General features: G+C 63.5%; 2 protein-coding genes and 1 pseudogene. All 3 read right to left on the bottom strand.

The window, feature by feature from the left end:
* Positions 1-88: 88 nt before the first annotated feature.
* Complete coding sequence (locus ACG0Z3_RS23125) at positions 89-238, bottom strand: hypothetical protein (protein ID WP_394402396.1); 150 nt, start codon at positions 236-238, stop codon at positions 89-91.
* A gap of 212 nt (positions 239-450) precedes the next feature.
* The gene (locus ACG0Z3_RS23120) at positions 451-591 is read right to left on the bottom strand and encodes a transposase domain-containing protein (RefSeq protein WP_394402399.1); all 141 of its coding nucleotides are present in this window, start codon (positions 589-591) and stop codon (positions 451-453) included.
* A gap of 27 nt (positions 592-618) precedes the next feature.
* Positions 619-1188: pseudogene (locus ACG0Z3_RS23115) on the bottom strand (IS66 family transposase); the annotation flags it as partial.
* Between the last annotated feature and the right edge of the window lie 353 nt (positions 1189-1541).

The raw sequence follows: 1541 nt of genomic DNA, 5'->3' as shown, positions 1-1541 counted from the left end.
ACCCTCCCGGTGTCCGCGATCAGTTTGGAATGCTGTCCGCCATCAGCGTGGAACGGTGTCCGCCATCACGGCGGAATGCTGTCCGCCATCAGAGCGGAACGGTGTCCGCGATCGCGTGGAATACGCACACCGCGTCCAGACGAGGCATCGGCGCCGACTTGACGATCCGATTGCCGGGGTAGAACAGCCGCTCACCCCACTGAACCAGAACACCGTCGATGTGCTGGCCGCTGGTCATCGCCGTGGCCTCCTGGCCGGTCGGAGTTCCGCAACCAACGCGGCGGAAGCTGCCAAGTGATCCCGGATGTCTTTGGTCAGAGACGTGATGCTCGCCCGATAGGGCTCCAGCTTCGCCACGGAGGCCCGGCCGAGCAGCCGCTGGAAGGCATTGAGATCCGCATCCTGTCGCACTGAGCGTCTGGCCATCCCACCTTGACGGCGATTGGCAGCTCAGGCTTGCGCAGGCTTCCAGCGATGCGGCAGCAGCTCGTCGAGCTGGGAGTTGCGCAGCGTCGGCAGGCGCTGCAGCACGTCACGCAGATAGGCCCAGGGCTCATGCCCGTTCAGGCGTGCTGACTGAACGAGGCTCATGATGATGGCGGCCCGTTGGCCAGCGAGTTCGCTGCCCACGAACTGCCAAGCTTTGCGGCCCATCGCCCACGGCTTGATCTGCCGTTCCAGGTGGTTGTTGTCCAGCGCCACGGCGCCGTCCTCAAGGTGCTGCGTCAGCGCGGCCCAGTGGCGCAGCGTGTAGTTGATGGCCTTGGCCGTCGCGGTGCCGTCGGCGACCACGCGCCGCTCGAGTTCGAGCCACTGGCGCAGCTCATTCCATAGCGGCTTGTGCTGCTCGACGTTCTTGATCGGCACGAAGCGCATCGACGGCCGGCTAACTGCCTCGCAGATCGCCTCTGCGTCTGCGGCATCGTTCTTGTTGCTCTTCACATACGGCTTGACGAACTGGGGCGCCATCAGCCGGACCGTGTGTCCCAGCGCCTGCAGCTTGCGGGCCCAGTGATGAGCGCTGGCACAAGCCTCGATGCCGACGAGACAGGGCGGCAGGTTCGCGAAGAAGGGGGCAACATGGTCGCGCTTCAGTTGCTTGCGCAGCACGGCCTTGCCGCGCTCGTTGACCCCGTGAACCTGGAACACGTTCTTGGCCAGATCAAGGCCGATCGTCGCAATCTCCATGGTGGACGCTCCTTCCGATCAGTGGTTGCAGACACATCCACTGTGGCACTTCGATGCCGTCTTAGGGTGGGGGCGTCCATCCCATTGCTTACCGCGAAACTGGTCCCACATCGGGTCCGTCGCGCTCAACCCCGAACGCGACTCGGTCGTTACTGCGGCCGCAGGCTCCCGAAATACTCAGCCATTGGCTGCGTGAACGGGGCGACTAGTAGCTTGACGCGCGCCGGAGGATGCAACGCGCCGCGGCCGACATTGCTGTCACCCATCGATTTGAATTCCCCAAAAGCAAAACCCCCACCAGCTTTAGACTGATGGGGGTTGGCTTTAAATAATAGCCTGACGATGACCTACTT

This window comes from Pelomonas margarita, assembly GCF_043555875.1.
Classification (GTDB): Bacteria; Pseudomonadota; Gammaproteobacteria; order Burkholderiales; family Burkholderiaceae_C; genus Pelomonas; species Pelomonas margarita.
Note: the sequence above shows the minus strand (reverse complement) of the source record. Positions and strands in the feature narration are given on the sequence as shown.